15 protein-coding genes are annotated in these 25,128 nt (G+C 71.0%); 8 read left to right on the top strand and 7 right to left on the bottom strand.

What is annotated here, in order from left to right; translation table 11 throughout:
- Window position 1: 1 nt before the first annotated feature.
- Window positions 2-865 carry an AraC family transcriptional regulator gene (locus tag DPV79_RS10500; protein WP_113045366.1) on the bottom strand — a complete coding sequence of 288 codons (864 nt, stop codon included), beginning with the start codon at window positions 863-865 and terminating at the stop codon, window positions 2-4.
- A gap of 89 nt (window positions 866-954) precedes the next feature.
- Window positions 955-1,932 carry an AraC family transcriptional regulator gene (locus DPV79_RS10495; RefSeq protein WP_113045365.1) on the bottom strand — a complete coding sequence of 326 codons (978 nt, stop codon included), beginning with the start codon at window positions 1,930-1,932 and terminating at the stop codon, window positions 955-957.
- 48 nt (window positions 1,933-1,980) lie between these two features.
- Between DPV79_RS10495 and DPV79_RS10490 the strand changes: the two genes are divergently transcribed.
- Complete coding sequence (locus DPV79_RS10490) at window positions 1,981-2,730, top strand: SDR family oxidoreductase (protein WP_021161417.1); 750 nt, start codon at window positions 1,981-1,983, stop codon at window positions 2,728-2,730.
- Window positions 2,731-2,811: 81 nt separating this feature from the next.
- Here the strand turns inward: DPV79_RS10490 and DPV79_RS10485 are convergent, their stop codons facing one another.
- Window positions 2,812-4,113: an aspartate aminotransferase family protein gene (locus DPV79_RS10485; protein ID WP_021161416.1), complete on the bottom strand. Its 1,302-nt coding sequence runs from the start codon at window positions 4,111-4,113 to the stop codon at window positions 2,812-2,814.
- 78 nt (window positions 4,114-4,191) lie between these two features.
- Here DPV79_RS10485 and DPV79_RS10480 point away from each other — a divergent pair, with 78 nt between their 5' ends.
- Window positions 4,192-5,076, top strand: coding sequence for a LysR family transcriptional regulator (locus DPV79_RS10480; protein ID WP_081052663.1), 885 nt, complete (start codon window positions 4,192-4,194; stop codon window positions 5,074-5,076).
- Between the two features lie 25 nt (window positions 5,077-5,101).
- Here the strand turns inward: DPV79_RS10480 and DPV79_RS10475 are convergent, their stop codons facing one another.
- The 4 genes from DPV79_RS10475 to DPV79_RS10460 are packed head-to-tail and all read right to left on the bottom strand — an operon-like array spanning window position 5,102 to window position 9,274.
- On the bottom strand, window positions 5,102-6,553 hold the full coding sequence (locus DPV79_RS10475) for an isochorismate synthase (protein ID WP_113045364.1): 1,452 nt from the start codon (window positions 6,551-6,553) through the stop codon (window positions 5,102-5,104).
- Window positions 6,550-6,855, bottom strand: a complete 306-nt coding sequence (locus DPV79_RS10470; RefSeq protein WP_021163799.1) for an isochorismate lyase — start codon at window positions 6,853-6,855, stop codon at window positions 6,550-6,552. The genes DPV79_RS10475 and DPV79_RS10470 overlap by 4 nt, the downstream gene beginning before the upstream one ends.
- On the bottom strand, window positions 6,852-7,625 hold the full coding sequence (locus tag DPV79_RS10465; protein ID WP_113045363.1) for a thioesterase II family protein: 774 nt from the start codon (window positions 7,623-7,625) through the stop codon (window positions 6,852-6,854). Before DPV79_RS10465 ends, DPV79_RS10470 begins: the two co-directional genes overlap by 4 nt.
- Window positions 7,622-9,274, bottom strand: a complete 1,653-nt coding sequence (locus DPV79_RS10460) for a (2,3-dihydroxybenzoyl)adenylate synthase (RefSeq protein WP_113045362.1) — start codon at window positions 9,272-9,274, stop codon at window positions 7,622-7,624. Before DPV79_RS10460 ends, DPV79_RS10465 begins: the two co-directional genes overlap by 4 nt.
- Before the next feature lie 217 nt (window positions 9,275-9,491).
- Here DPV79_RS10460 and DPV79_RS10455 point away from each other — a divergent pair, with 217 nt between their 5' ends.
- The 6 genes from DPV79_RS10455 (at window position 9,492) to DPV79_RS10430 (ending at window position 25,003) form a co-directional block, all read left to right on the top strand.
- Window positions 9,492-10,433 (top strand): helix-turn-helix transcriptional regulator, encoded by a 942-nt coding sequence (locus tag DPV79_RS10455; protein ID WP_021163802.1) that lies wholly within the window; start codon window positions 9,492-9,494, stop codon window positions 10,431-10,433.
- Window positions 10,434-10,556: 123 nt separating this feature from the next.
- Window positions 10,557-14,966 carry a non-ribosomal peptide synthetase gene (locus tag DPV79_RS10450; RefSeq protein ID WP_113045361.1) on the top strand — a complete coding sequence of 1,470 codons (4,410 nt, stop codon included), beginning with the start codon at window positions 10,557-10,559 and terminating at the stop codon, window positions 14,964-14,966.
- Window positions 14,963-20,437: a non-ribosomal peptide synthetase gene (locus DPV79_RS10445; protein WP_113045360.1), complete on the top strand. Its 5,475-nt coding sequence runs from the start codon at window positions 14,963-14,965 to the stop codon at window positions 20,435-20,437. The genes DPV79_RS10450 and DPV79_RS10445 overlap by 4 nt, the downstream gene beginning before the upstream one ends.
- Window positions 20,434-21,486: a Gfo/Idh/MocA family oxidoreductase gene (locus DPV79_RS10440; RefSeq protein WP_113045359.1), complete on the top strand. Its 1,053-nt coding sequence runs from the start codon at window positions 20,434-20,436 to the stop codon at window positions 21,484-21,486. Before DPV79_RS10445 ends, DPV79_RS10440 begins: the two co-directional genes overlap by 4 nt.
- Window positions 21,483-23,204, top strand: coding sequence for an ABC transporter ATP-binding protein (locus tag DPV79_RS10435; protein ID WP_059675972.1), 1,722 nt, complete (start codon window positions 21,483-21,485; stop codon window positions 23,202-23,204). The genes DPV79_RS10440 and DPV79_RS10435 overlap by 4 nt, the downstream gene beginning before the upstream one ends.
- A complete protein-coding gene (locus DPV79_RS10430; RefSeq protein WP_425267355.1) occupies window positions 23,201-25,003 on the top strand; it encodes an ABC transporter ATP-binding protein in 1,803 nt (600 codons plus the stop codon). Before DPV79_RS10435 ends, DPV79_RS10430 begins: the two co-directional genes overlap by 4 nt.
- The last annotated feature ends 125 nt before the right edge of the window (window positions 25,004-25,128 follow it).

The following is a 25,128-nucleotide window of genomic DNA, read 5'->3' as shown; positions in this document are numbered from 1 at the left end:
ATCAGTCTGGAACGTTTGTGCACATCTGCCGGTACGCAGCCGGCGTGATCCGGTATGCGCGGCGGAACCAGCGGCCGAGGTGGCTCTGGTCGGCGAAGCCGACGTCGGCCGCGACCTGTGCGGGCGTGCGGCCGGCGGCCAGCAGGCGGCGCGCGGCGCGTAGCCGCACGCGCACCAGGTACGCGTGCGGCGACGTGCCGTACGCGCGCTGGAACAGCCGCGTCAGCCGGAACCGGTCGATCCCGGTGAGATCGACGAGTGCGTCGAGGCCGATATCGTCGCTCATGCGCGCATGCAGCAGATCGCGCGCGCGGGCAATCGCGGGCGCGACGGCATTGCCGCCGCTCGCGAGCGGGGCGCGCAATTCGCCGCCGAGCCGTGTCAGCAGGCGGTCGAGCGCCTGGTCGCGCGCGAGCTTGCCCTCGTTGCCGTGGAGCGCGACGAACGCCTGCCGGATCGTGTCGACGAGGCCGCGATCGTCGACCAGCGTGTGGCCGAACGCGGCTTCGACGCCGCCGAGGCCCGGCAGGTCCAGCCGGCGTGCCGCTCGCTCGACCCATGCCTGCGGGAGGTACAGCATTCCATACGTGAAGCCGCCCGCTTCGGGCGCGTGGCCATCGTGCAGCGCGCCCGGCTCGATCAGGATCGCGCGGCCCGGCACGCTCGTATGCACCGACCGGTGGCACTGGAATTGCTGCACGCCCTGTTCGGTGAAGCCGACCAGCATGTCGTCGTGATCGTGCGCATCGTATGCATGGCCGCTGAAATGCGCATGCAGGCTTTCGATGCCGGTGTCCGCATCGCGCCGAGCGACGAGCCAGTGGTCGTGCGTGTCGCTGCCGTTCGTCGCCGTGTCCTTCTCCATCGCTCGTTTCGTGCCGCGTCGTGACGTGTCCTGCAGTGTACGCCGATGCCGCCCGCTCACGCGCTGCCGGATGCCCCGGCCGCGGCCATTCACGCGTCGTTCGTCGTCGCCCGTTCGTCGCGCGCATATTGCGCGGGCGGCCGGCCGACGTGCCGCGTGAACGCGACGCTGAACGTGCTGGCCGAGCTGTAGCCGACACGCCCCGCGATCTCCGCGATACGGCCCTCGTTGCGCCGGAGCAGGTCCTTCGCGAGCGCCATGCGCCATGTCAGCAGGTATTCCATCGGTGCGACGCCGACCGCGCGGCTGAAGCGTTCGAAGAACGTCGAGCGCGACAGCGCGGCTTCCTTTGCCAGCTCGACGACCGTCCAGGGGTGCGCGGGACGTTCGTGCATCCGCCGGATCGCGGCTGCGAGGCGGCTGTCGGCGAGCCCGCGCACGAGGCCGGGCGACGCGTTCGTGCCGGACGTGAAGCGCAGCGCCTCGATCAGCAGCACTTCCAGCAGGCGCGCCAGCACGATCTCGCGGGCCGGCCGCTGCGCGCGCGATTCGTCGCGCACCAGTTGCACGAGCGTGGTCAACCGCGGTTCGCCGCGCACGTGCACGAATTGCGGCAAGAGCGACACCAGCAGCGATGCATCGGGCGAACCGAAGCTGCAGTTGCCGGCCATCATTCGCGTGTCGACCGGGTTGGCGGCGTCGCCGATCCGGTATTCGCCGTGGTCGAGCGCGACTGGCGGCGCGGTTTCGACGCCCGGTGCCGGCGGTTCGAGGCTCGACATCGCGACGCCTTGGGCAGCCGGAATCAGCATGAAGTCGCCGGGCAACAGTTCGATCGGTGCGTGCCCGTCGATCGCGATCCGGCACCCGCCGTCGAGGATCGCGCAGTAGAACGGTTCGCCGGCGACCGTGCGGCTGATCGCCCACGGGCTCGCGCCGCGCACGTACTTCGAGTACCGCGCGCCCGGTTGCAACAGCGTCACGACTTCGGTCAGCGGGTCGATCATCGCCGGACTCTCGCAAAAGAAAAGCGGATTTTCGATTGTAGCGAATACGGATCCGGCCATCTATCGTACGAACACCTGCCCGACACATGACACATCACAGGAGTTCGCATGAAGACCGTACTGATCACCGGCTGTTCCTCCGGCTTCGGCCTCGAGATCGCCCGCCATTTCCTGGCCCGCGACTGGCAAGTCGTCGCGACGATGCGCACGCCGCGCGAGGACGTGCTGCCGCCGTCGGCCAACCTGCGCGTGCTGCCGCTCGACGTGACGAACGCGGACAGCATCCGTGCCGCGGTCGACGCGGCGGGCCCGATCGACGTGCTCGTCAACAACGCGGGTTTCGGCGCGGCCGCGCCGGCCGAGCTCATGCCGCTCGATACGGTGCGTGCGCTATTCGAGACCAACACGCTCGGCACGATCGCGCTCACGCAGGCCGTGCTGCCGCAGTTTCGCGCGCGCGGGGCCGGGGTGGTCGTGAACGTCACGTCGAGCGTCACGCTGAAGGCGTTGCCGCTGGTCGGCGCGTACCGCGCGAGCAAGGCGGCGGTCAATGCGTACACCGAATCGATGGCGGTCGAGCTCGAACCGTTCGGCGTGCGCGCGCATCTCGTGTTGCCGGGCCGGGCGCCCGACACGCGCTTCGGCGACAACGCGCGCGCGAACATGCACGGCTTCGAGCATGAAGCGTATGCGGAGTTTGTCGGGAAGGCCGTCGCGCGGATGCTCGATGCATCGGGGCCGATCACCCATGCGCAGGACGTCGCCGAAGCCGTATGGCGGGCAGCGACCGATCCGTCGAGCCCGATGCGCATTCCGGCCGGCGCGGATGCCGAGGCGTGGGCGGCCGAGGCGCGTTGATCGATCGGAAATTCGTCGCGCCGGTCGGTCGAGCCGGCGCGACGGATTGCGTGATGCGGGGAAGGGCGTTACCGCGCGCCGCTACAGCGCCCGTTCGATCGCCTGCCCCAGCAGCGACAGGCCAAGATCGATCTCTTCCTCGCTGACGGTCAGCGGCGGCGCGATCCGGAACACGCCGCCCATGCCGGGCAACTGCACGATGTTCATGCTGAGCCCGAGGTTCATGCATTCGCGCGTGATCTTCGCGCCGAGCCCGTCCGCCGGTTCCTTCGTCCGGCGATCCTTGACGATCTCGACACCGAGCAGCAGCCCGCGTCCGCGCACGTCGCCGATGCAGTCGAACCGCTCCATCAGGTCGAGCAGGCCGCGCCGGAGCCGGTCGCCCATCACGTTCGCCCGTGCGACGAGCCCGTCGCGCTGCACCACGTCGAGCACGCGCAGGCCGACGGCCGCCGGCAGCGGGTCCGACACGTGCGTCGTGTAGAACAGGTAACCGAGTTCGTGCGCGCGTTCCTCGATCGCCGCGGACGTCACGATCGCCGCGAGCGGCAGCCCCGCGCCGAGCGTCTTCGACAGCGTCAGGATGTCGGGCGTCACGCCGTCGCGCTGGCACGCGAACATCGTGCCGGTGCGGCCGACGCCGGTCTGCGCCTCGTCGAGGATCAGCAGCATCCCGCGTTCCTCGCACTTGCGCTTGAGCGCCGCCATATAGCCTTCCGGCAGCTCGATGATCCCGCCTGAACTGAGGATCGGCTCCGCGATGAACGCGGCGAGGTTGCCGCTCGACTGGCGGTCGATCAGGTCGAACGCGTAGTCGAGTTCGGCGAGATAGTCGTACGTGCCGTCGCGCTCGAAGCGCGGCCGGTACGTGAACGGTGCCGGGATCGCGAACGAGCCGACGGCGGCCGGGCCGACGCCCTTGCGGCCGGCGCTGTACGTGGCCGATGCGGCGGCGCCCGTCATCCCGTGCCACGACTGCGCGAAGCCGACGATCTCGTACTTGCCGGTGACGAGCTTCGCCATCCGGATCGCCGCTTCGTTCGATTCCGCGCCGGTGCTGAGCAGCAGCGCGCGATCGAGCCCGTCGGGCGTGATGTCGGCGAGGCGTGTCGCGAGGTCGACGACCGGCCGCGACAGCATCCCGCTGAACAGATGGTCGAGCTTGCCCGCGTATTCGCCGATCACGGAGACGATCTCCGGATGGCTGTGGCCGAGCACCGCGCTCATCTGCCCCGACGTGAAATCGAGGATCGCGCGGCCGTCGGCGTCATAGACGAAGCTGCCTTTCGCGCGCTCGATGATCATCGGCTCGAACGTGCCGCCGTAGCGGACCAGGTGCTGCCTGGCGTTGCGCCAGAAGGTCGGGTCGTCGTTCAGGGACATCGGGCATCTCCGGGCAAAAGGGCAGGGGGCGCTTGCAGTCTAGGCGCGTGTCTGGTTTGATGGAAACGAATAGTTCTTATGCAAGGTAGAAAAGGAGCTAATACCTTGGGGCTTTCGCTTGAAATCGACCTGCTGCGCTCGTTCGTCGTGATCGCGGAGGTGCGCGCGCTCAGCCGCGCGGCCGCGCGTGTCGGCCGCACCCAGTCCGCGCTCAGCCAGCAGATGAAGCGGCTCGAGGAGGCCGTCGACCAGCCGCTGTTCCAGCGCACCGGGCGCGGCGTGGTGCTGACGCATCCGGGCGAGCGGCTGCTCGTGCATGCGCAGCGCATCCTGCGGCTGCACGACGAGGCGATGGCCGACCTGTGCGGCACGGGGTTGTCGGGGACGATCCGCTTCGGGTGCCCGGACGATTACGCGCAGGTGTGGCTGCCGTCGCTGCTGCGGCAGTTTTCGAGCCAGCATCCGCAGGCGATCGTCGAGGTCGTGTGCGGGCCGACGCCGCGTCTCGTCGAACAGCTGGAGAAACGTGCGGTCGACCTGGCGATGATTTCATTGCCGGACGACGGCGCGAACGACGACATCATTCGTCGCGAGCAACTGGTCTGGATCGGCTACCCGGGGCTGGAACCCGGGCATTTCGATCCGCTGCCGCTTGCGTTGTCCGATCGCGACACGCTCGACCACATTGCGGCCTGCGAGGCGCTGGAGCGCGCCGGCCGTCATTACCGCGTCGCATACGCGAGCAGCAGTCTCGCGGGGCTGATCGCGCTGGTGCGTTCGGGGCAGGCGTTCGCGGTGATGACGCAGACGGCGGTACCGGCCGACCTGGCGATCGTCACCGGCGATCCGCGCCTGCCGCCGTTGCCTGCCGTGGGCATTACGCTGAAGTTCGATCGCAAGCGGCCGTCGCACCTGACGGCGGCGTTCGCCGAGCATATCCGGCTCACGCTGCCGCTGTTGTGATGCGTGCGGCCGCCGCGCCGTGGCGTCACTCGACCGTCGACGAAGCCGACACCCGTGCCGGGTCATGCGCATCCGATGCCGCCTCCACCCCCGCTTCCACATCACGCACGCGGATCGCCGCCTGCATGCCCGACAACTTGAGTTCGGTCTCCTGATATTCGTTGACCGGCTCGGAATCGGCGACGATGCCGCAGCCCGCGAACAGCCGGCAGGCCCCGCCGTCGACCAGCGCGGAGCGCAGCGCGACGATGAAGTCGCCGTTGCCGTGCGCGTCGATCCAGCCGACGGGCGCCGCATACCAGCCGCGATCGAATCCTTCATGTGCGCGGATGTGGTCGAGCGCCGCGTCGCGCGGATGGCCGGCCACCGCCGGCGTCGGGTGCAGTGCCGCGATGACCTGCAAGAGCGTCGCGTCTTCCTTCAGCGTCGCGCGGATCGGCGTGCTCAGGTGCTGCAGCCTCGGCAGCCGGTGCAGCGACGGTTCCGCGGGCACGTCGAGCGCGCGCGACAGCGGCGTGAGCGCGGCGCGGATCGCGTCGACGACGAGCGCGTGTTCGAGCCGCTCCTTGGCGGAAGCCATCAGGGCCGCGCCGAGTGCGCGATCGTCGTCGGGCGTGGCGCCGCGCCGGGTCGTCCCGGCCAGCGCATGCGTGCGCACGTCGCCGGCCGCGACACGCGCGAGCCGTTCCGGCGTGGCGCCGACGAAGCAGGCGCCTTCTCGGCGGATCGCGAACAGGTGCGCGTGCGCGTCGCGCTTGCGCAGCCGGCGCAGCAGCGGCGCGATGGCAACGGGCCGCGCGTATTGTTCGAGCACGTCGCGCGCGAGCACGACCTTGCCGAACGCGCCGCCGTGGATCGCGTCCACCGCGCGCCGGACTTCGTGCTGCCATTCGCTCGCCTGCAGCGCCTGCGTGTGCAGCAGATGCGGTGCAGCGTCGTCGCGGGCGGCCGCGAGCGAGCCGAGCGACTCGATGCGCGCGAGACACGCATGCGCGAGCGCGGCCGGATCGTCGTGCGCGGCGACGACGTGCTGGCAGACGGCCCAGTGCGCGTCGCCTTCGCGCACGATCAGCAGCGTCGCCACCGTCATGCTGGCGTCGGGAAACGGCGCCCAGTGCGCGCTGCGCGCGCCGCGCGGATCGAACCGGAAGCCGCCGACGGCGCGCGGCGGCTGCGGGCCGGCCGTCACGGCATCGCGAACGAGCGTGCGCCAGCGCGCATCGATCTGCGCGAAGCGCGTGTCGCCGGTGGCGGTCAGTTCGAGCGCGTTGCCCCAGCCGAACAGCGTGACGGATGTATCGCCGGCTTCGTGGAAGAACCACGGCGTGGCCCCGTCGTCCCATGCGGCGATCAGGTCGAAGAAGTCGAGCGGCCGCACCGGCACCGACACCGACGCGAGCGTCGGCGTGCCGGTGTCGGCGGCGCGGCGGGCCGCACGCGCGAACGTGTCGTGCAGCAGCGGGAGGCCGGCGTTCATGCGAGCCCCCGTTGCCGGCGCCAGTGCTGCGTTTGCTGCGCGATGTACCACGCGATCAGGCCGGCGAACAACGTTTCGACGTAGTCGCCGTCGAGGCCCGCCTGTTCGGCCCAGCGGCGCCGGTCGGGCAGCATCGCGGCCACCCGTTCCGGCGCGGCGATGCTCGCTTCGTCGGGCTTGAAGCGCGATGCAGCCTTCACGTATTGCATGCGCCGGCCGAGCGCGTCGATGATGTCGGCATCCAGGCGATCGATGGCTTCGCGAATGTCGGGCAGCCCCGTGCAGGCGTCCGGTGTTTTCATGTGTACTCCTTTCCGTAACGAAGGGATTGGTCGATCCGTTCGACCAGGTGCGCGATCAGCGCCGGGTACTGGTGCCGCAGGTAGAAGTGGTCGCCGCTGAACGTCTCGATGCGGATCGGGCGCGACGCGACGTCCTGCCACGCGTGCGCTTCGTCGTCGTCGAGCTCGGAATCGGCAAGCGGCAGCATCACGCCGAGCGGCGTGTCGAGCCGCGGCGGCCGGTCGCGGCGATACGTCTCGATCGCACGGTAGTCGTGGCGGATCATCGGCAGGTAGATCGCGCGCATCTCCGGATCGGCGAGCAGCGCGGCGTGCTCGCCGGACAGCCGCGCGACATCGGCCACGAGTGCGTCGTCCGATTGCAGGTGCAGGTCGGACAGGCGCTGACGATGCGGCGGCGGCAACGCGGATACGGCCAGGTAAAGCGGGGCCGCGCCGCGCGCCTCGAGCCGCGCCGCCACCTCGTAGGCGAGCGCCGCGCCGAGGCTGTGCCCGAACAGCACGAGCGGCGCGTGCGCATAACGTTGCAGCGCGTCGGCGGCGGGGCCGGCGAGGGCGTCGATCGTCGTCAGGCACGGTTCGCCGAAACGCTCCTCGCGGCCCGGATACTGCAGTGCGAGCAGGTCGACGTCCCATGGCAGCGCGCGGCTCCAGTTGCGAAAGAAATTCGCGGTGCCGCCTGCATGCGGGAAACACACGAGCTGCGCGCGCGGGCACGGCGACAGGCGCAGCTCGCGGATCCAGTTCGAACCAATCGGTCGCGCGCTCATGCGGCCGCCGCCTGCAACTGGCGGCGCAGCAGGTCGCGCAGCGATTTCTTGCTGGTCTTGCCGATGCCGGATTCCGGGAAGCGCGGCATGAACTCGATGCGATCGGGAATCTTGAAGGCGGCGAGCCCGCAGTCGCGCAGGTAGCGTTTCAGCACCAGCCTCGACGGCGCGGGTGCGCGTGCGACGACGAACGCGCACGTGCGCTCGCCGAGCAGCGGGTCGGGCATCGCGACCACCGCGGCGTCATGCACCTGCGGGTGCGCGAGCAGCAGGTTCTCCACTTCCTCGGCGGAGACCTTCTCGCCGCCGCGATTGATCTGGTCCTTGTCGCGGCCTTCGACGACGAGGTCGCCGTCGGCGGTGCGCCGCACGCGATCGCCGCTGCGATAGAAGCCGTCGGCCGTGAACGCGGTTGCATTGTGCCCGGCGAGCCGGTAGTAGCCGCGTATCGTGTACGGGCCGCGCACCTGCAGTTCGCCGATCTCGCCCGGTGCGACCGGTTCGCCGGTTTCGTCGACGATGCGTACTTCGTCGCCGTCCGACACCGGGCGGCCCTGTGTATGCGCGATCCGTTCAGGTGAATCGTCGAGCCGCGTGCAGCAGATGAGCCCTTCGGCCATCCCGAACACCTGTTGCAGCCGGCAGCCGAGCACGGGCGCCACGCGCGCGGCGGCGTGGTCCATCAACCGCGCGCCGCCGACCTGCAGCACGCGCAGGCTCGACAGGTCGGCCCGGCGTTGCGGCTGTTCGTCGAGCCACAGCAGCGCGAGCGGCGGCACGAGCGCGGTATGCGTGACGCGTTCCTGCGCGATCAGCGCGAAGCTCTGTTCGGGCTCGGGCCGCCCGGTCGCGACCACGCGGCCGCCCGCGAGCAGCGCACCGATCGTGCCGGGGCAGCACAGCGTGAAGTTGTGCGCCATCGGCAGCGCGGCGAGGTAGACGGTGCCGGCGTCGAATCCGCTCGCGACGCTGCACGCGCGCACGTTGTACAGGTATTCGCGATGGCGGCGCGGGATCAGCTTCGGCGTGCCGGTCGTGCCGCCCGACAGCTGGAAGCATGCGATGTCGTCGGCGCGTGCCGCGCATTCGCGCAGCGGCGGCGCGTCGTACAGCGCATCGAATGGTGTGAACGCGTGATCGTCGCCGTCCATCACGACGTGCTCGAGCGTCGGGCAGTCGGCCTGCAATGCGGCCGCGAGCGGCCGGCAGTCGAACTCGCCGAGTCGTGCCGCGCACAGATACGCGCGCGCGCCGGCGAAGCGGCAGAACGCGCCGATCTCGTAGTGCCGGTGGGCGGGCAACGCGAGCACCGGCCGCACGCCGAGCTGGAACAGCGCGAAGCAGGTCTCGATGAAGCGTGCGCCGTTCGGCAGATGGACGACGACCGCGTCGCCGCGCACCAGGCCCAGACGCGCGAGGCCGCCCGCAAGCTGGCGGATGCGCGCCAGCAGGTCGCGATAGCTGAGCCGGCAGGTGCCGTCAACGACCGCGAGCGCGTCGGGGGCGCGCTGCGCTTGCGCGTCGAGCGCCTCGAAGAACGTCGTGTCCTGCCAGTAGCCGGCGTCGCGATAGCGGTGCGCGAAGTCGTCGGGCCAGTCGGGCGCGTCGGCCGGGATCGCCGGCGCCACGGAGGGAAGGGAGGAGTGCATGCGCTGACCTTGGGTTCCGGCAAGTTGTCAAAAAATGTAAATGAGAGGTATTATCATTTGTAACAAGTGCCGCGATAACGTCGTTTCTTTCGATATCGCGGCAATTTCATTCGATCGGGCGCCTGTCGCGCGGCGCCCGCCCGGCCCGGCCGGAGAATCGGCCGGTTGCCGCCGGCGCGCGCCGGGCCGCGCGTGCCGCCTAACCAACGGACCTCCGATGAGCTCGACCTCCTTCGCTTCGTCACGACGTCACCCGCCGGTGCTCGTGCCCGGCAATCATCCGGGCGTGGTGCACATCGACGCGGGCATGAAACTCATGAGCGGCACGCTGTGCTCGGACAGCCGCGACTGGTACGAGGAGCCGCTCGAAAAAGGGCTGAAGCTCGTCCTCGTGCAGAGCGGGCAGTTGCGCTGCCGCGTGCCGGGCCAGCCCGAGCAGTGCATCAAGGGGCCGGGCCTGTGCGTGATCGCCAACGACGGCGAATTCACGACGCACCAGATCTACGACCGCGACGTGCCGCTGCGCTACACGATCGTGCAGCTCGGCCTCGATGCGCTCGACCGCAACCTGAGCCTGTTGCCGGAGAAGATGCTCGCGCCGACGGGCGGCGATCCGCGCATCGTCAGTTGCCCGGCATCGAAGGCGCTGCAGGCGCTCGCAGTGCAGATCGCGACGTGCCCGTTCGAGGGCGCGGTGCGCGAGTACTACCTGAAGGCCAAGGCATTCGAGCTGACCGCGCTGAGCGCGCAGCTGCTGGCGACGCAGCGGCAGTTCGCGCCGGCCGACGTGCGCGTCACGTCGTCGGACGTCGAGCGCGTGTACGCGGCGAGCGACATCCTCACGCGCGAACTCCAGCAGCCGCCGACGCTCGATGCGCTCGCGGGCCGGGTGGGGATGAATTCGCGCAAGCTGACGGCCGGCTTCCGCAAGGTGTTCGGCACGAGCGTGTATGCGTACCTGCAGGAATACCGGCTGCGGACCGCGCACGCGATGCTGTGCGCGGAGGACGCGAACGTGTCGACCGTGGCGTACCGCGTCGGCTACAGCCCTGCACATTTCTCGATCGCGTTCCGCAAGCGCTACGGCATTTCGCCGAGCGACATTCGCGCATCGTCGAACGCGATCGACGATGCCGAACTGGAGAGCGCGGCAATCTAAAACAACTGACCGGCCGCCTAAAGCAATCGACCGGGCTCATGGGCGTTAATGAGATAGATTCTCATTCACGGGTGGCCGCCGCCGCGCGGATCCGCCATCGAACGACCCATACAAGGCGTGCCCATGAGCCAGACCGCTGTCGATTCAACCATCGATCATTCCGATCCTTCCTGTTTTTCTCCCATTGCCTTTCGCTCGCAGCTCGTCGCGATGATCGCGGCGCTGCTCGACGAGCCCGTCGACGAAATCGCGTCGCTCGACGATGACGAGGACCTGCTGAGCTGCGGCCTCGATTCGATCCGGCTGATGTATCTGCAGACGCGCGTGAACCGGCTCGGCTACGCGCTGACGTTCGATGCGCTCGCGCGTACGCCGACGCTCGGCGCGTGGGCCGAGCTGCTCGCGAATGCGCCGCGCGGCGCGTCCGCGGCGCCCGACGTCGAGGCCGCCGAGGCGGGCGATGTCGACGTGCATGCGCCGTTCGACTTGTCCGCGGTGCAGCAGGCGTACTGGCTCGGCCGCGGCGACGGTGAAGTGCTCGGCAACGTGAGCTGCCACGCATTCCTCGAGTTTCGCAGCCGCGCGATCGATCCCGTTCGTCTCGACGCGGCGTGCCGACTCGTGCGCGAACGCCATCCGATGCTGCGTGCGCGCTTTGCCGGTGGCCGCCAGCAGATCGTCGCGGCACCGGAGGCGCCGGTGTTCGCGCATGCGGACTGGCGCGACCGGACGCCCGCCGAAGCGGAAACGGAATGGGTGTCGCTGCGCGCGTTCCGGTCGCACGAATGTCTCGACGTCGAGCGCGCGCAGGTCTTCATGATGGGCCTCGCGCAGATGCCCGGCGGCGAGGATCGCGTGTGGCTGAGCGTCGACCTGCTCGCGGCCGACGTGGACAGCGTGCGGCTGCTGATGCAGGAGATCGGTGCCGCGTATGCCGAGCCGTCGGCGTTGCCCGACGCGCCGTCGACGTGGTTCCCGACCTGGCTCGCGCGTCGCGCGGCCGATACGCGCGATGCGCGGGCCGCGGCGCGCGACGCATGGCAGGCGCGGCTCGCGACGCTGCCGGAAGGGCCGGCGCTGCCGCTCGCCCGTGCGCCGGAAACGATCCGCGCACCGCGTTTCAGCCGCGTCACGCATACGCTGAGCACGGCCGAACTGACGCGCCTGCAGGCACGGGCCGCGCAGCATGGCGTCACGCTGTCGTCGGTGTTCGGTGCGGCGTTCGCGGCGGTGCTCGCGCGCTGGAGCGGCCGGCAGGCGTTCCTGCTCAACGTGCCGCTGTTCGACCGGCACGGCGATGCGCCCGATCTCGGCCGCGTGATCGCCGATTTCACGACGCTGCTGCTCGTCGAATGCGACGTGCGCGCCGACGCGAGCGCGGCCGACACGGTGCGCGCGTTCCAGCAGCGGCTGCACGGCGCGATCGCGCAGGCTGCGTATCCGGCGCTCGATGTGCTGCGCGACGCACGCAGGCAGGGCGCGCCGCGGGCGGCGCCCGTCGTGTTTTCGTGCAATCTCGGCGACGCGCCGTTCGTGCCCGACGCATTCGCGCGCGTATTCGGCGATCTGCACGACATGATTTCGCAGACGCCGCAGGTGTGGCTCGATCACCAGCTCTATCGCGTGCCGGACGGCGCGTTGCTCGCATGGGACAGCGTTGACGGCCTGTTTCCCGACGGGATGATCGATGCGATGTTCGGCGCGTATGTCGCGCTCGTGCAGGCGCTGTGCGATCGCGACTGGCGGCTGCCGATCGCGGTCGAGCTGCCGTCCGCGCAGCGACGCGTGCGCGATGCGCTCAACGCGGTGCCCGCTCCCGCGCGGCCGCGCACGCTGCATGCCGATTTCTTTGCTTCGGCCGCGCGCGAGCCGGCGGCCGTCGCATTGCGGTGCGCCGAGCGCGTGGTGACGCGCGGCGAACTGGCCGCGCAGGCGCTGGCGATCGCGGGTGGCCTGCGTGCCGCCGGCATCGGTCACGGCGATGCCGTCGAGATCAGTCTGCCGCGCGGGCCGGAACAGGTGGCCACGGTGTTCGGCGTACTGGCCGCCGGCGCGTGTTACGTGCCGCTCGACATTGCGCAGCCGGCCGCGCGCAAGACGCTGATCGAACGCGCGGCCGGCGTGAAGGCCGCGATCGGCGACACGGCGCACGCGGATGCGTCGCTGCCGCGCTTCGATGTTGCCTCGCTGATCAAACATGCGCCGCTGGCCGCGCCGCTCGCGGTGGCGCCGCAGGCCACCGCGTACGTGATCTACACGTCCGGTTCGACGGGCGTGCCGAAGGGTGTCGAGATGACGCATGCGGCGGCACTCAACACGATCGACGCGATCGATGCACTGCTCGGCGTGCGTGCGCAAGACCGGCTGCTCGCGGTATCGGCGCTCGATTTCGACCTGTCGGTGTACGACCTGTTCGGCGTGCTCGGTGCCGGCGCCGAGCTCGTGCTGCCGACCCAGGACGACGCGCGCGACGCGGCGCGCTGGATCGACCTGATCGCGCAGCATCGCGTGACGCTGTGGAATTCGGCGCCCGCGCTGCTCGAAATGGCGCTGGCGGTGCCCGCCGCGGCCGACGCATGCCGCAGCGTGCGCGCGGCGCTGCTGTCCGGCGACTGGATCGCGCTCGACCTGCCGGCGCGCCTGCGCGAACGGTGCGGCGACGCATGTGCGTTCCATGCGCTCGGCGGCGCGACCGAGGCCGGCATCTGGTCGAACGTGCAGACGGTGCGCGACGTGCCGCCGCACTGGCGTTCGATTCCGTATGGCCGGCCGTTGCCGGGGCAGGCCTATCGCGTCGTCGATGCCGACGGCCGCGATGTGCCGGATTACGTGCCGGGCGAACTGCTGATCGGCGGCGACAGTCTCGCGCGCGGCTACCGCAACGATCCCGAGCTGACCGCGCAGCGCTTCGTGCAGCACGCGTCGGGCCGCTGGTATCGCACGGGCGACCGTGGCCGCTACTGGCCCGACGGCACGCTCGAATTCCTGGGGCGCGAGGATCGCCAGGTGAAGGTGCGCGGGCACCGGATCGAACTGGGCGAGATCGAGGCCGCGCTGGCCGCGCATCCGCAGATCGACGGTGCGTGCGCGAGTGTCGTGAATGGCGAGGTTGCGCGCATCGTCGCCGCATTCGTGCCGGTCGATTGTGGTGCCGATCGCGTTGCCGATGCCGCGCCGTCGTCGCTCGCGGAGGCCGACCTGGCCGATACGGTTCAGGCGGAAGCGGCCGTTGCGCGCGCCGTCGCCGATCGGCTGCTCGATGGCGGCGCGGGCCTGCCGCCGTCGTTGCGTGCGCACCGGCACGCGAAAGGCGATGCGTCGATCTCCATCGACGGTGCGCTCGATCGGCTCGACTGGCATGCAACCGATCTCGACGATCTGACGGCGTCGCTGCGCGCGCTCGCAGCCGATCCGGATACGGCCGCGCAGCGCGTACCGCTGGACCCGTGCGTGGCACCGCTTGCGTTCGCGACGCGTTTGCCGGACGGCGCCCGCGTGCTGCGCGAGTTTGCCGGCGCGCTGGAGACACAGGCCGCTGCACGCACAGGTGTGTTGCGCGTGGCGGTGATCGACGCCCGCGCCGGGCAATGGTTCGAAGCGGGCCTCGGCGTGCTCGACGATCCACGTTTCGACGTGATGCTGTTCGACGTGTCGCCGGGGCTGCTGCATACCGCACAGGCACGCTTCACCCTTACGAGGCCCGCGCTTCAGACGATGCAGGACGGCTTGTTGCCCGCGCGGCATCTCGGCGAATTCGATTGCGTGATCAGTTTCGCGGCCGCGCATCTGCGCGACGATCCGCGCGATACATTCCGGATCGCGGCCGCGCTGCTGGCGCAAGACGGCCGTTTGCTGTTCGCCGACGTGCTGCGCGACTCGCCGTTGCGTGAACTCGTCGCGAGCGTGGCGGGCGATGCGTCGTTGCCGCGGCCGTTCACGCCCGATGCGATCGCCGCCGCCGCGCATGCGTGCGGTTTTACGCTCGACTCCCGAAGCTGGCGTTCGAACGCATTCGCGTGCATCGACGCGCGCCGTGCCGGCGAACCGGCCGCGCAAGCGGCGCTGGCCGAGTGGCTGCGCGACCGCCTGCCCGACGCGATGCGCCCCGATGCGCTGTGGTGCATCGCGCGCTGGCCGCTCAACGCGAACGGCAAGATCGACCGGCGGGCGGTGGGCGAGGCGCTCGCGCGCGCGCTCGGCGACGCACCGGCCGCCCACGATGCATTCGTGCCGGCCGACGAACGGCAGGCGACGCTGCTCGCATGCTGGGAGCACGCGCTCGGCCGTCCGGCGAACGCGCGCGACGCGACGTTCTTCGCGCTCGGCGGCGACAGCCTGCTCGCGACGCGCCTGCTCGCGCAACTGCGCGAGCGGCTCGGCGTGCGGGTCGGGATGGCGGCGTTCTACCGGCAGCCGACGCTCGCGGGTCTTGCCGCGCAGCTCGACGAGGCCGCACCGGCCGCGCCGGCCCTGCAAGCCTCGCAGGCCGACGGCGACACGCGGGCTGCGACGATCGAGGAGGGCGTGCTGTGAGCTTCGATGACGTGCTCGATCTCTGCCGCGAACGCCAGATCGAACTGTGGTGCGACGACGGCGGCCAGTTGCGCTATCGCGCGCCGGCTGGCGCGCTCGATGCGGACCTGGCCGCGCGCATCAAGGCCGAACGCGACGCGTTCGTCCGCTTCCTGCAGGACGGCGCATGGCGCTGCGATCCGGTGCGCCGGCACGAGCGGTTCGCACTGACGCCGGTGCAGGCCGCGTATGTGCTCGGCCGCCACGAATCGTTCGAGTTCGGCGGCAATGCGTGCCATCTGTACGTCGAATACGGCGAGCCCGCGAATCTCGACTGCGTGCGCTTCGAGGCGGCGTGGAACGCGTGCGTCGCGCGGCATCCGATGCTGCGCGCGATCGTCGAGGACAACGCATGGCAACGCGTGCTGCCCGACGTGCCGTGGCAGCCGCTCGTGGTGCACGACCTGCGCGATGCCGACGCGAACACGTTCGACGCGCACGTAAGGCGCGTGCGCGAGCGTCTCGACCATGCGGTGCACGCGCTCGACCGCTGGCCGGTGCTGCAGCCGGAAGTGAGCCTCGGGCCGGACGGTGCGGTGTTGCACCTGTCGGTCGATTTCACGCTGATCGACTACGCGAGCCTGCAATTGCTGCTCGCCGAATGGCGGCGCCGCTACGACGACCCGCAGTGGCAGCCCGAGCCGCTCGACGCGACGTTCCGCGACTACGTCGTCAATGAAGCCCATGCCGGCACGCGCGCGGATCATGCGCGCGACAAGGCGTGGTGGCTTGCGCGCATCGACGATCTGCCGCCGCGCCCCGATCTGCCGGTGGTGCCCGCGATGCCGTCCGACGCGCGGCCGCGCTTCACGCACCGGCATGCGCGGCTCGATCGTGCGCAATGGGCCGCGCTGAGCGGCCACGCGAGCCGTTTCGGCTTGAGCGCGGCGAGTGTCGCGCTGGCCGCGTTTGCCGAAGTCGTCGGCCGCTGGAGCCAGTCGCCCGCGTTCTGCCTGAACCTGACGGTGCTGAACCGGCCGCCCGTGCATCCGCGCATCGACGCGGTGCTCGGCGATTTCACCGCGCTGAGCCTGCTTGCGGTCGACGCGACGCAAGGGCGCGATTTCGTCGAGCGTGCCCGCGCGATCGGCGCGCGGATGTTCGACGACCTCGACCATCGTGCGTTTACCGGTGTCGACGTGATGCGCGAACTCGCGCGACGGCGCGGCAAGGATGCGGCGCTGATGCCGGTGGTGTTCACGAGCGGCATCGGCAGTGTCGGCCGGCTGCTCGGCGAACACGCGGCCCGCGCCGAGCCGCCGCGCTACATGATCAGCCAGACGCCGCAGGTGTGGCTCGACTGCCAGGTGACCGATCAGTTCGGCGGCCTGGAAATCGGCTGGGACGTGCGCGACGACCTGTTTCCGGACGGGATGCCCGCGGCGATGTTCGACGCGTACGTCGCCCTGCTGGGCCGGCTCGCCGCCGACGCAGCATGGTGGTCGCGCGCGGGCGACATCGTGCTGCCGTCCGATGCGCCCGTCGCCGGGATCCATCCGGATGCGGAGTCGCACATCGCGGCGGGCTTCGCCGCGCAGGCGTTGCGTACGCCCGATGCGCCGGTGGTGATCGATGCGCAGGGGGCGCGCACGTATCGCGACGTCGCGCAGCACGCGGCGGCGCTGCGGTCGGCGCTCGAACAGGCCGGCGTCGCCGTGGGCGATACCGTCGCGGTGCTGATGCCGAAGTGCGCGCACCAGCTCGTGGCCGTGCTCGCGATCGTCCAGGCGGGCGCCGCGTACGTGCCGGTCGACAGCCGGCAGCCGGCGCTGCGGCAACAGGCGATCCTGCGCAATGCGCGCGTGCGTGCGGTCGTCAGCGTGCAGGCGCTCGAGTTCGAACACGACGGGTGCGTGCGCATCGATGTCGATGCAGTGCCGATCGATCCGCAATGGCCGCCGCGCGCCGCGCGCGACATCGCCGGCGACGCACTCGCATACGTGATCTATACGTCGGGCTCCACCGGCGAGCCCAAGGGCGTGATGCTGAGCCACGCGGCCGTGTGCAACACGCTGGCCGACATCAGCGCGCGCCATGAAGTCGGCGACGGCGACGTGGTGCTCGGCCTGGCCGAGTTGAGCTTCGACCTGTCCGTCTACGACTTCTTCGGCGCGACCGCGCGCGGCGCGTGCATCGTGCTGCCCGATCCGGCGCGCGGCAACGATCCGTCGCATTGGGCCGCGCTGATGGCGCGCCATCGCGTGACGCTGTGGAATTCGGTTCCCGCGCAAGGGCAGATGCTGATCGACTACGTCGAAAGCGAACCGGCGCTCGATGTGCCGGGCCCGCGCCGCGTGCTGTGGTCGGGCGACTGGATTCCGGTGACGCTGCCCACCCGCTGGTGGCGGCGCTGGCCCGACAGTGCGCTGTTCAGCCTCGGCGGCGCGACCGAGGCATCGATCTGGTCGATCGAGCATCCGATCCGTCCGGCGGACACGCAGCTGGCCAGCATTCCTTACGGCCGCGCGCTGACCGGGCAGACGATGGAGGTGCTCGACGCGCTCGGCCGGCCGTGCCCGCCGGGCGTGCGCGGCGAGATCCATATCGGCGGCGTCGGGCTGGCGACGGGTTACGCGAACGATCCCGTGCGAACGGCCGAACGCTTCATCCGTCACGGCGACGGGCGGCGACTCTATCGCACCGGCGATCTCGGCCGCGTGCGCGCCGACGGTTCGCTCGAATTCCTCGGGCGGCAGGACGATCAGGTGAAGATCCGCGGCTACCGGATCGAGCTGGCCGAGATCGATGCGGCGCTGACCGCGCATCCGCTCGTCGGCGCGGCCGCGACGATCGTGCTCGGCGACGGCACGGAGCGCCGGCTCGCGAGCTTCGTGTCGCTGCATGGCGCGGAGCCGCCGCAGCAGGACGACGCGCTGCACGAGATCGCGGCGCACGTGCGCACGGCGTTCGACGCCGCGCGCTGGCCCGCGCACGCGGACGTGGCGCGGTCGGTCGCCCGGCTCGAAGCGGCCTGCGTTGCGTCGCTGGCAGCGTGGATCGTGCCGGCGGGGGCGCTGACCGAGGAGGCGGCGACGGACTTCGCGACGTTGTGCGAACGGTTGCGTGTGCCGGCGGCGCGACAGCATCTGCTGCGTCACTGGCTCGCGATGCTCGACCGGCACGGCGTGCTGCACGCGGATGCCGAAGGCGGCTGGCGCAGGCGGCCCGATGCCGGCCACGCCGATGCGCATGCCTGCTGGGACGCGTTTGCGCAGGATGCGTCGCCCGATCTGTGGCCGTCCGTCCTCGTCGACTACTTCCGCGACAGCGCGGGATGCATCGACGTGCAGGTGGACGGCACCGTGTCGCCCGCCGGCCTGATGTTCCCGGAAGGCGCATCGCATATCGCCGACGCGATGTACAGCGACGGCGAACATGCGCGGGCCCTGCATGACGGGATGGCACAGGCCGTGCGTGCGATCGTCGCGCGCGAGCCGCAGCGCCCGTGGCGCATCCTCGAGATCGGCGCGGGTACGGCCGCGGCGACGCGGGCGATCGTCGACGCGCTCGCGCCGCTGGTCGAAGCGGGCGCGCGGATCGACTACCTGTTCAGCGACGTGTCGAGCTATTTCCTCGCGGCGGCACGCGAGCGCTTCGCCGCGTATCCGTGGATGCGGTTCGAGCGGTTCGACATGAACGCGGCACTCGACGCGCAGGGTATTGTGCCGCATTCGATCGACATCACGATCAGCTCCGGCGCACTGAACAATGCGCGCGACACGGTCGCGCTGGTCGCCGGATTGCGTGCGCTGTCGGCGGCCGATGCGTGGTGGGTGATCCAGGAACTGACGACCGAGCATCCGGAGATCAGCATCAGCCAGGGGTTGATGATGGAAACGCCGCACGACGCGCGCGTCGAATCGGCGCGTCTGTTCGTGCCGCGCGCGCAGTGGCTCGAATGGCTGCAAGCGGCGGGCGGCGATCGCGCGCTCGGTTGCGTGGCACCCGGCACGCCGCTCGACGCACTCGGCTATGACATCCTGCTCGCGCACGTGAAGCGCGGGGCGGCGCGCATCGCGCCGGACGCGCTGCTGGCATGCGTCGCGGAGCGCGTGCCGGGCTACATGGTGCCGTCGCAATTGCGCGTGCTCGACCGCCTGCCCGTGACCGCGAACGGCAAGATCGATCGCCGCACGCTGGCCGGCATCGCCGACCTCCGCGAACCGGAGCCGGCGACTGCTCGACAGGCTCACGCGCAGGCCGCCGCCGATCCGCTGCTGGCGCGGCTGATCGGCTTGTGGGAAGCCGTGCTCGATACGCGCAACGTCACGCCCGATCAGGACTTCTTCGCCGCGGGCGGCGATTCGCTGCTGATCGCGCAACTCGTGTCGCGGCTGCGCGGTGAGGAACCGCTCGCGCATGCGCATCCGTTCGACCGGTTGCTGCGCTGGGTGCTCGCGCAACCGACGCCCGCCGCGTTCGCGCAATGCCTGCGCGACGCGGATGCGCAGCCGTCGGGCAACGTATCGCCGGTTGCGCCGGCCGCTCCGCGCAGCGCGCACGTTTCGGCGGTCGTCCATGCGCCGGCGCCGCGCGTGCGCGCCAGCGTGCGGCCGATCCCGCTCGCGCCCGGCGACGGCGTGCCGCGCGTGATCGTGCATGAAGGGCTCGGCACCGTGCATGCGTATCGTCCGGTCATGCCGGCGCTCGCGCGGCTCGGCCCGGTGCTCGGCTTCGCGGTGCGCGACGCGCAGGACTATCTCGACCTGCCGGCGCGCCACCTGAACGCGACGCTCGGCCGGCGTTATGCGGATGCGCTGTGGCGCACCGGCGTGCGCGAGGTCGACGTGCTCGGCTACTGCTCGGGCGGGCTGGTCGCGCTCGAAATGGCGAAGTCGCTGGTGCAGCTCGGCGTCGAGGTGCGCACGCTCGACATCGTGTCGAGCTACCGGATTCCCTACCTGATCGAAGACGAGCGGCTCGTGCTGTTCAACTTCGCGGCGACGCTCGGGCTGCCGCTCGACGCGCTCGGGTTTCCGGAAACGTATGTGCTGGCCGACGCACTCGCCGACGCATTGAAGGCCGACCCCGCGCGTCTCGCGCCCGGCAGCCTGCAGGCCCAGCTGGAGATTTTCGGCGACCGCTGCGAGCCGCTCGACACGTTGCGCCGCCGCGTGCTGCGCGCGGCCGCCGGATTGTCGATGCAGGACGAGGTCGCGCATCCGCTGCTCGACGAGCGCGAACGGCTGTACCGGCTTTTCATGCATTCGGTGCAGGCGAGCCACTGGGCGGGCGACGCGCCGTACGCGGGTGCGCTGCGGCTGTTCGTGCCGGAGCGCTGCAACCCGCTGATTCCGCAGCAGCGCGCGGCGCTCACCGAATACTGGACGGCACAGGCGCTCGGCGGCATCACGTCCGTCGACATTCCCGGCGGCCATTTCGACTGCCTGAACGCCGCGTTCGTCGACACCCGCCTGAAGGAGGCGCAATGAAGGCTCATCCGCTGCCGGTCGTCGTGGCCGGCTCCCGCTTCGGTCAGTTCTATGCGGCGGGCCTCGCCGCGTCCGGCACGTATCGCGTCGCCGGCATCCTGGGGCAAGGCAGCGCGCGTACCGCCGCGCTGGCCGCGCGCGTCGGCGCGCCCGTGTTCGACCGCCCGGAAGCGCTGCCCGACGACGTGCGCGCTGCGTGCGTCGCGGTCGGCGGCGCGGCGCGCGGCGCCGACGGGGCCGCGCTCGCGTGCCGGCTGCTCGAGCGCGGGATCGACGTGGTGATCGAGCATCCGCTGCTGCCCGACGAATGGGACCGCGTGCTGCGCACCGCGTCGCGTCACGGCCGGCGCTGCCTGCTCAACAGTTTCTATCCGAACCTGCCGGTCGTCTCCCGCTTCATCGCGGTCGCGCGACGGCTGCGTGAAACGAGCGCGCCCGTGCATGCGGATGTCGTGTGCTCGGTGCAGGCCAGTTACGCGGCGCTCGACGTGCTCGCCGCCGCGCTGCAGGGCGTGGGCCCGTGGTCGGTCGAGCCGGTCGGGCCGGCACTGTCGTCGATGCGCCAATGCGCGATGGTGCTCGCCGAAACGCCGGTCTCGCTGCGCGTGCACAACGAGATGGCGGCGGCCGACGACGGCCGGATGAGCATGCTGTTCAGCATCACGCTGACGACGGACGCCGGCACGTGGACGCTCGCGTCGCCGCATGGCCCGCTGTGGTGGGCGCCCGCGCTGCGCGAACCGGCGACGGACGACGACGGGCTGTTCCCGATCTTCGGCGACGCGGCGGGCGACGGCATGCCGAGCATCCAGATCTGCGACGATGCGCGCGATACGTGGGGCGCGATTCATGCCCGCAGCTGGCCGCAGGCGGCCGTGCGCGCGGTCGACCGGCTCGTGTCGGGCGAAGGGTTGCACGCGTGCAACCAGCGCAGCATCGACGTGGCGCGCGTCTGGCAGCAACTGACGATGCAGCTCGGTTTTCCGGAGCAGCCACCGGGCGACGCGTGCGCGGCCACGCTCGGCATGCTGCTGGAGCGTGCCGCATGAAGGGGCCGTTGCTTTCGATGTTGCGGCCGTTCGCGGTGCCGCTTGCGGCGGCGGTCGTGCTGCAGGCGCTGGCGGGTGTCGCGTCGCTCGTGCCGTGGCTCGCGCTCGGCCGTATCGCCGACGCATGGCGCGCGACGGCCCAGCTCGACGCGACGGCGCGCGGCTGGCTCGTCGCGGCCGTGGCGGCCGGCGTGTGCTGGCTGGGCGGCCAGACGGTCGCGCTGCACCTGACCCACCGTGTCGACGCCGATCTCGCCGACCGCTTGCGCAGGCGGCTCGCCGATCATCTGCAACGCTTGCCGCTCGGCTGGTTCGCGCGCGCGGGCAGCGACCGCGTCGCGCGCCACGTCGACCAGGACGTGCGTGCGTTGCACCAGCTCGTCGCGCACGCGCCGGCCGACGTCACGCAACTCGTCGTCGTGCCGTGCGCGGCGCTGGCGTGCCTGCTTTACCTGAATCCCGTGCTGCTCGCCTTTGCGCTGGTCCCGCTCGTCGCGGGCGCCGCGCTGTTCCGCTGGATGCGCTCGGCGCGGTTCGCACCGGCCATCGCGGCGCGCAACGCGGCACTCGAACAGCTGATGGGCGATTACGCGCAGCTCGCGCAGAACCCGGCGCTCGTGCGGCAGTATCCGGGCGCGGGCATCGAGGCGGCCGCGCTCGCGTCGACCGGGCGCTTCGACCAGGCGTTTTCGGCGTGGGTCGGCCGCGTCGGCGGGCCTGGTGCCTGCACGCAGGTGCTGCTCGGCACGCCGTTCCTGCTCGCGTGGGTCGTGTTCGGCGCAACGTGGCTCACGGCCGGCCGCCTGCCGGTCGGCGAACTGTGCGCATTCGCACTGCTGATCTGGGCTGTCGCCGCGCCGGTGCGGGCGCTCGGCCACGGTGCCGACGCGTTGCGCGAAGCGCGCGCGGCCGCTGCGCGCCTCGATGCGTTGCTCGCGCAGCCGGGCCTGCCCGAGCCGGCCGACGGCGCGGCACAGGTGCCGCGCGATGCGTCGATCGAGCTGCGCGGCGTGAGCGTCGACATCGACGGCACGCCGATCCTGCGCGACATCGACGCGACGGTCGCGGCGGGCACGACCACCGCGATCGTCGGGCCGTCGGGTGCGGGCAAGAGCACGCTGCTGATGCTGCTTGCGCGCTTCATGGACCCCGACCGAGGCACGGTGCGGCTCGGCGGCGCCGACCTGCGGCTGCTCGCGCCGGATACGCGGCGCGAGCAGGTGGCGATGGTGTTCCAGCAGGCCGCCGCGCTCGACGTGTCGATTGCCGCGAACATCGCGCTGTACCGGCCCGATGCCGATCACGACGCGATTCGTGCGGCCGCGCGCGCGGCCTGTCTCGACGAACGCATCGATGCGTTGCCGGGCGGCTACGGTTGCGTGTGCGGGCGCGACGTGCGGCTGTCCGGCGGCGAGCTGCAGCGACTGGCGATTGCGCGTGCGCTGCTGTCGACGGCGCCGCTGTTGCTGCTCGACGAACCGGCATCGGCACTCGATCCGCAAACCGGGCGCGCATTGCGCAACGCGCTGCGCGGCGACGCGCGCACGCGCGTGATCGTCAGCCACGATCTCGACGCGATCCGGCAGGCGGACCAGATTCTCGTGATGGATCGCGGCCGCATCGTCGAGCGCGGCACGCATGCGGCGCTGCTGGCCGCGTGCGGGCTGTATGCGCGGCTGTGGCGCGAACGCGGTGCCGCGGACGGGGAGGCCGCATGATGATGAAATCGCTCAAACGTTTGCAGTGCCTGCCATCCGGCACACGCCGCGCGCTGTGGCGCGGGGTCGGCTGGGCGGTGGCGGCCGCGTTGCTCGACGGCGCCTGCGGGTTGCTGCTCGTGCCGTTGATCCGCGCGTGGTTCGCCGGCGCGCAGGCAGCCGTGTTGCACTGGACGATCGTGCTCTGTGTGCTGACGTTGTGCCACGCATTCGTGCTGTACGTCGCGCAGCGCGGCGGCTATCGCGCGGGCGGCGCGCTCGCGGCCGGTCTCGTCGAGCGCCTCGTGCGGCACCTGCCGCGCATCGCGTCGTGGCAGGCCGTGCGCGACAGTCATCCGGCCGGGCTGCTGCGCGGGCCGGTCATGCAGGCGATGGGGATTCCGGCGCACCTGCTCGGGCCGCTGATCGGCGCGGTCGTGACGCCGCTTGCGGTCGTCGCCGGGCTCGCGTGGATCGACTGGCGCATCGCGCTGTGCCTCGCGGCAGCCGCCGTGTTGCTGTTCGCGCTGCTCGAGCGTGGCGGCACGCGCACCCTTGCGTTCGAGCAGGCGCGCGCGTCCGGCGATCGCGACATGGCCGTTCAGCTTCAGACCTTCGCCGCGCATCAGGGGCTGCTGCGCTTCGCGGGCCGCGAAGGCGAAGCGCGCGCGGCGCTGATGCACGCGTTCGACGCGCAGCATCGCCGCACGCGCGCGCTGATGCGCCGCTCGCTGCCGATCGAACTCGGCTTCGCGGGCGCGGTGCAGGGCGTGTTCGTCGCGATGCTGGCCGGCGGTGCGTGGGCCGTCTCGGCGGGCCGGCTCGATGCCGCGACCGCCGTGGCGGTGCTCGTGCTGCTCGTGCGTTTCATCGAACCGCTCGCGCAGCTCACGCAGCTCGACCAGGCGTTGCGCGGCGCCTGGCGCGCACTCGACACCGTGCTTGCGGTGCTGCATGCGCCGCGTTTCGACAGCCCCGAACGCGGCACGCCGGTACACGACGCGAGTGTCGACGCGGTGCGCGTCGGCTACCGTTCGCCCGCCGGCGCGACGCTGCTGGACGGCGTCGACCTGCATTGCCCGGCGGGCGGCTTCGTCGCGATCGTCGGCCCCACGGGTGCCGGCAAGAGCACGCTGCTCGGCCTGCTCGCGCGGCTCGACGATCCGGGCGCCGGGCGCGTGCTGCTCGGCCGCGCCGATGTGCGGCACCTGAGCGAGGCGACGCTCGCGGCGACGCGCAACCTCGTGTTCCAGGACAACGGGCTGTTTCGCGGCAGCCTCGCGTGGAACGTCCGGATGGGCCGCCCGGACGCGACCGATGCCGAACTGCGCGACGCGCTCGACGCGGCCGGCCTGCTGCACGACGCCGAGTGCTTGCCGGACGGGCTCGAATCCGACGTGGGGCCGGGCGGCCAGTTGCTGTCGGGCGGGCAGCGCCAGCGGGCGTGCCTGGCGCGCGCGCTGCTGTCGCGTGCGCCGGTGCTGATGTTCGACGAGCCGACCGCGAGCCTCGATGAATCGAGCGCGCGGCGCGTGCGCGACAGCCTCGTCGCGCTGCGCGGGCAGCGCACGCGCATCGTCGTCACCCACCAGCCGGCGCTCGCGGCGGCCGCCGACACGATCGTCGTGCTCGATGCGGGCCGCGTGCGGGCGACCGGCACGCACGCGCAGCTGGTCGAGACCGATGCGTGGTACGCGGCCTTCGCCCGCGCGGAGCCGGGGCTCGACGGCCTGCCACCGGACGATCTGGAGGCTAACGACGCAGAGGACGCTGTGGGCGCTTCGAACGCGGAAGTCCGGCCGGCCGAATCCGAACACTGACGTGAACAATGCGGGCCGGCGTGCCCGGAATCGATAGGAAAAGCCCCTCGATCGAAAAATGGCCTGCCGGTTCTATTTGATAATGAGAATGATTATCAAATACGGGGGCGTGAATGCGGTACGAG

The sequence above is a fragment of the Burkholderia reimsis genome (assembly GCF_003294055.1).
Lineage (GTDB): Bacteria > Pseudomonadota > Gammaproteobacteria > Burkholderiales > Burkholderiaceae > Burkholderia > Burkholderia cepacia.
The sequence above is the reverse complement of the archived record's forward strand: the minus strand, read 5'-3'. Positions and strand labels throughout refer to the sequence as shown.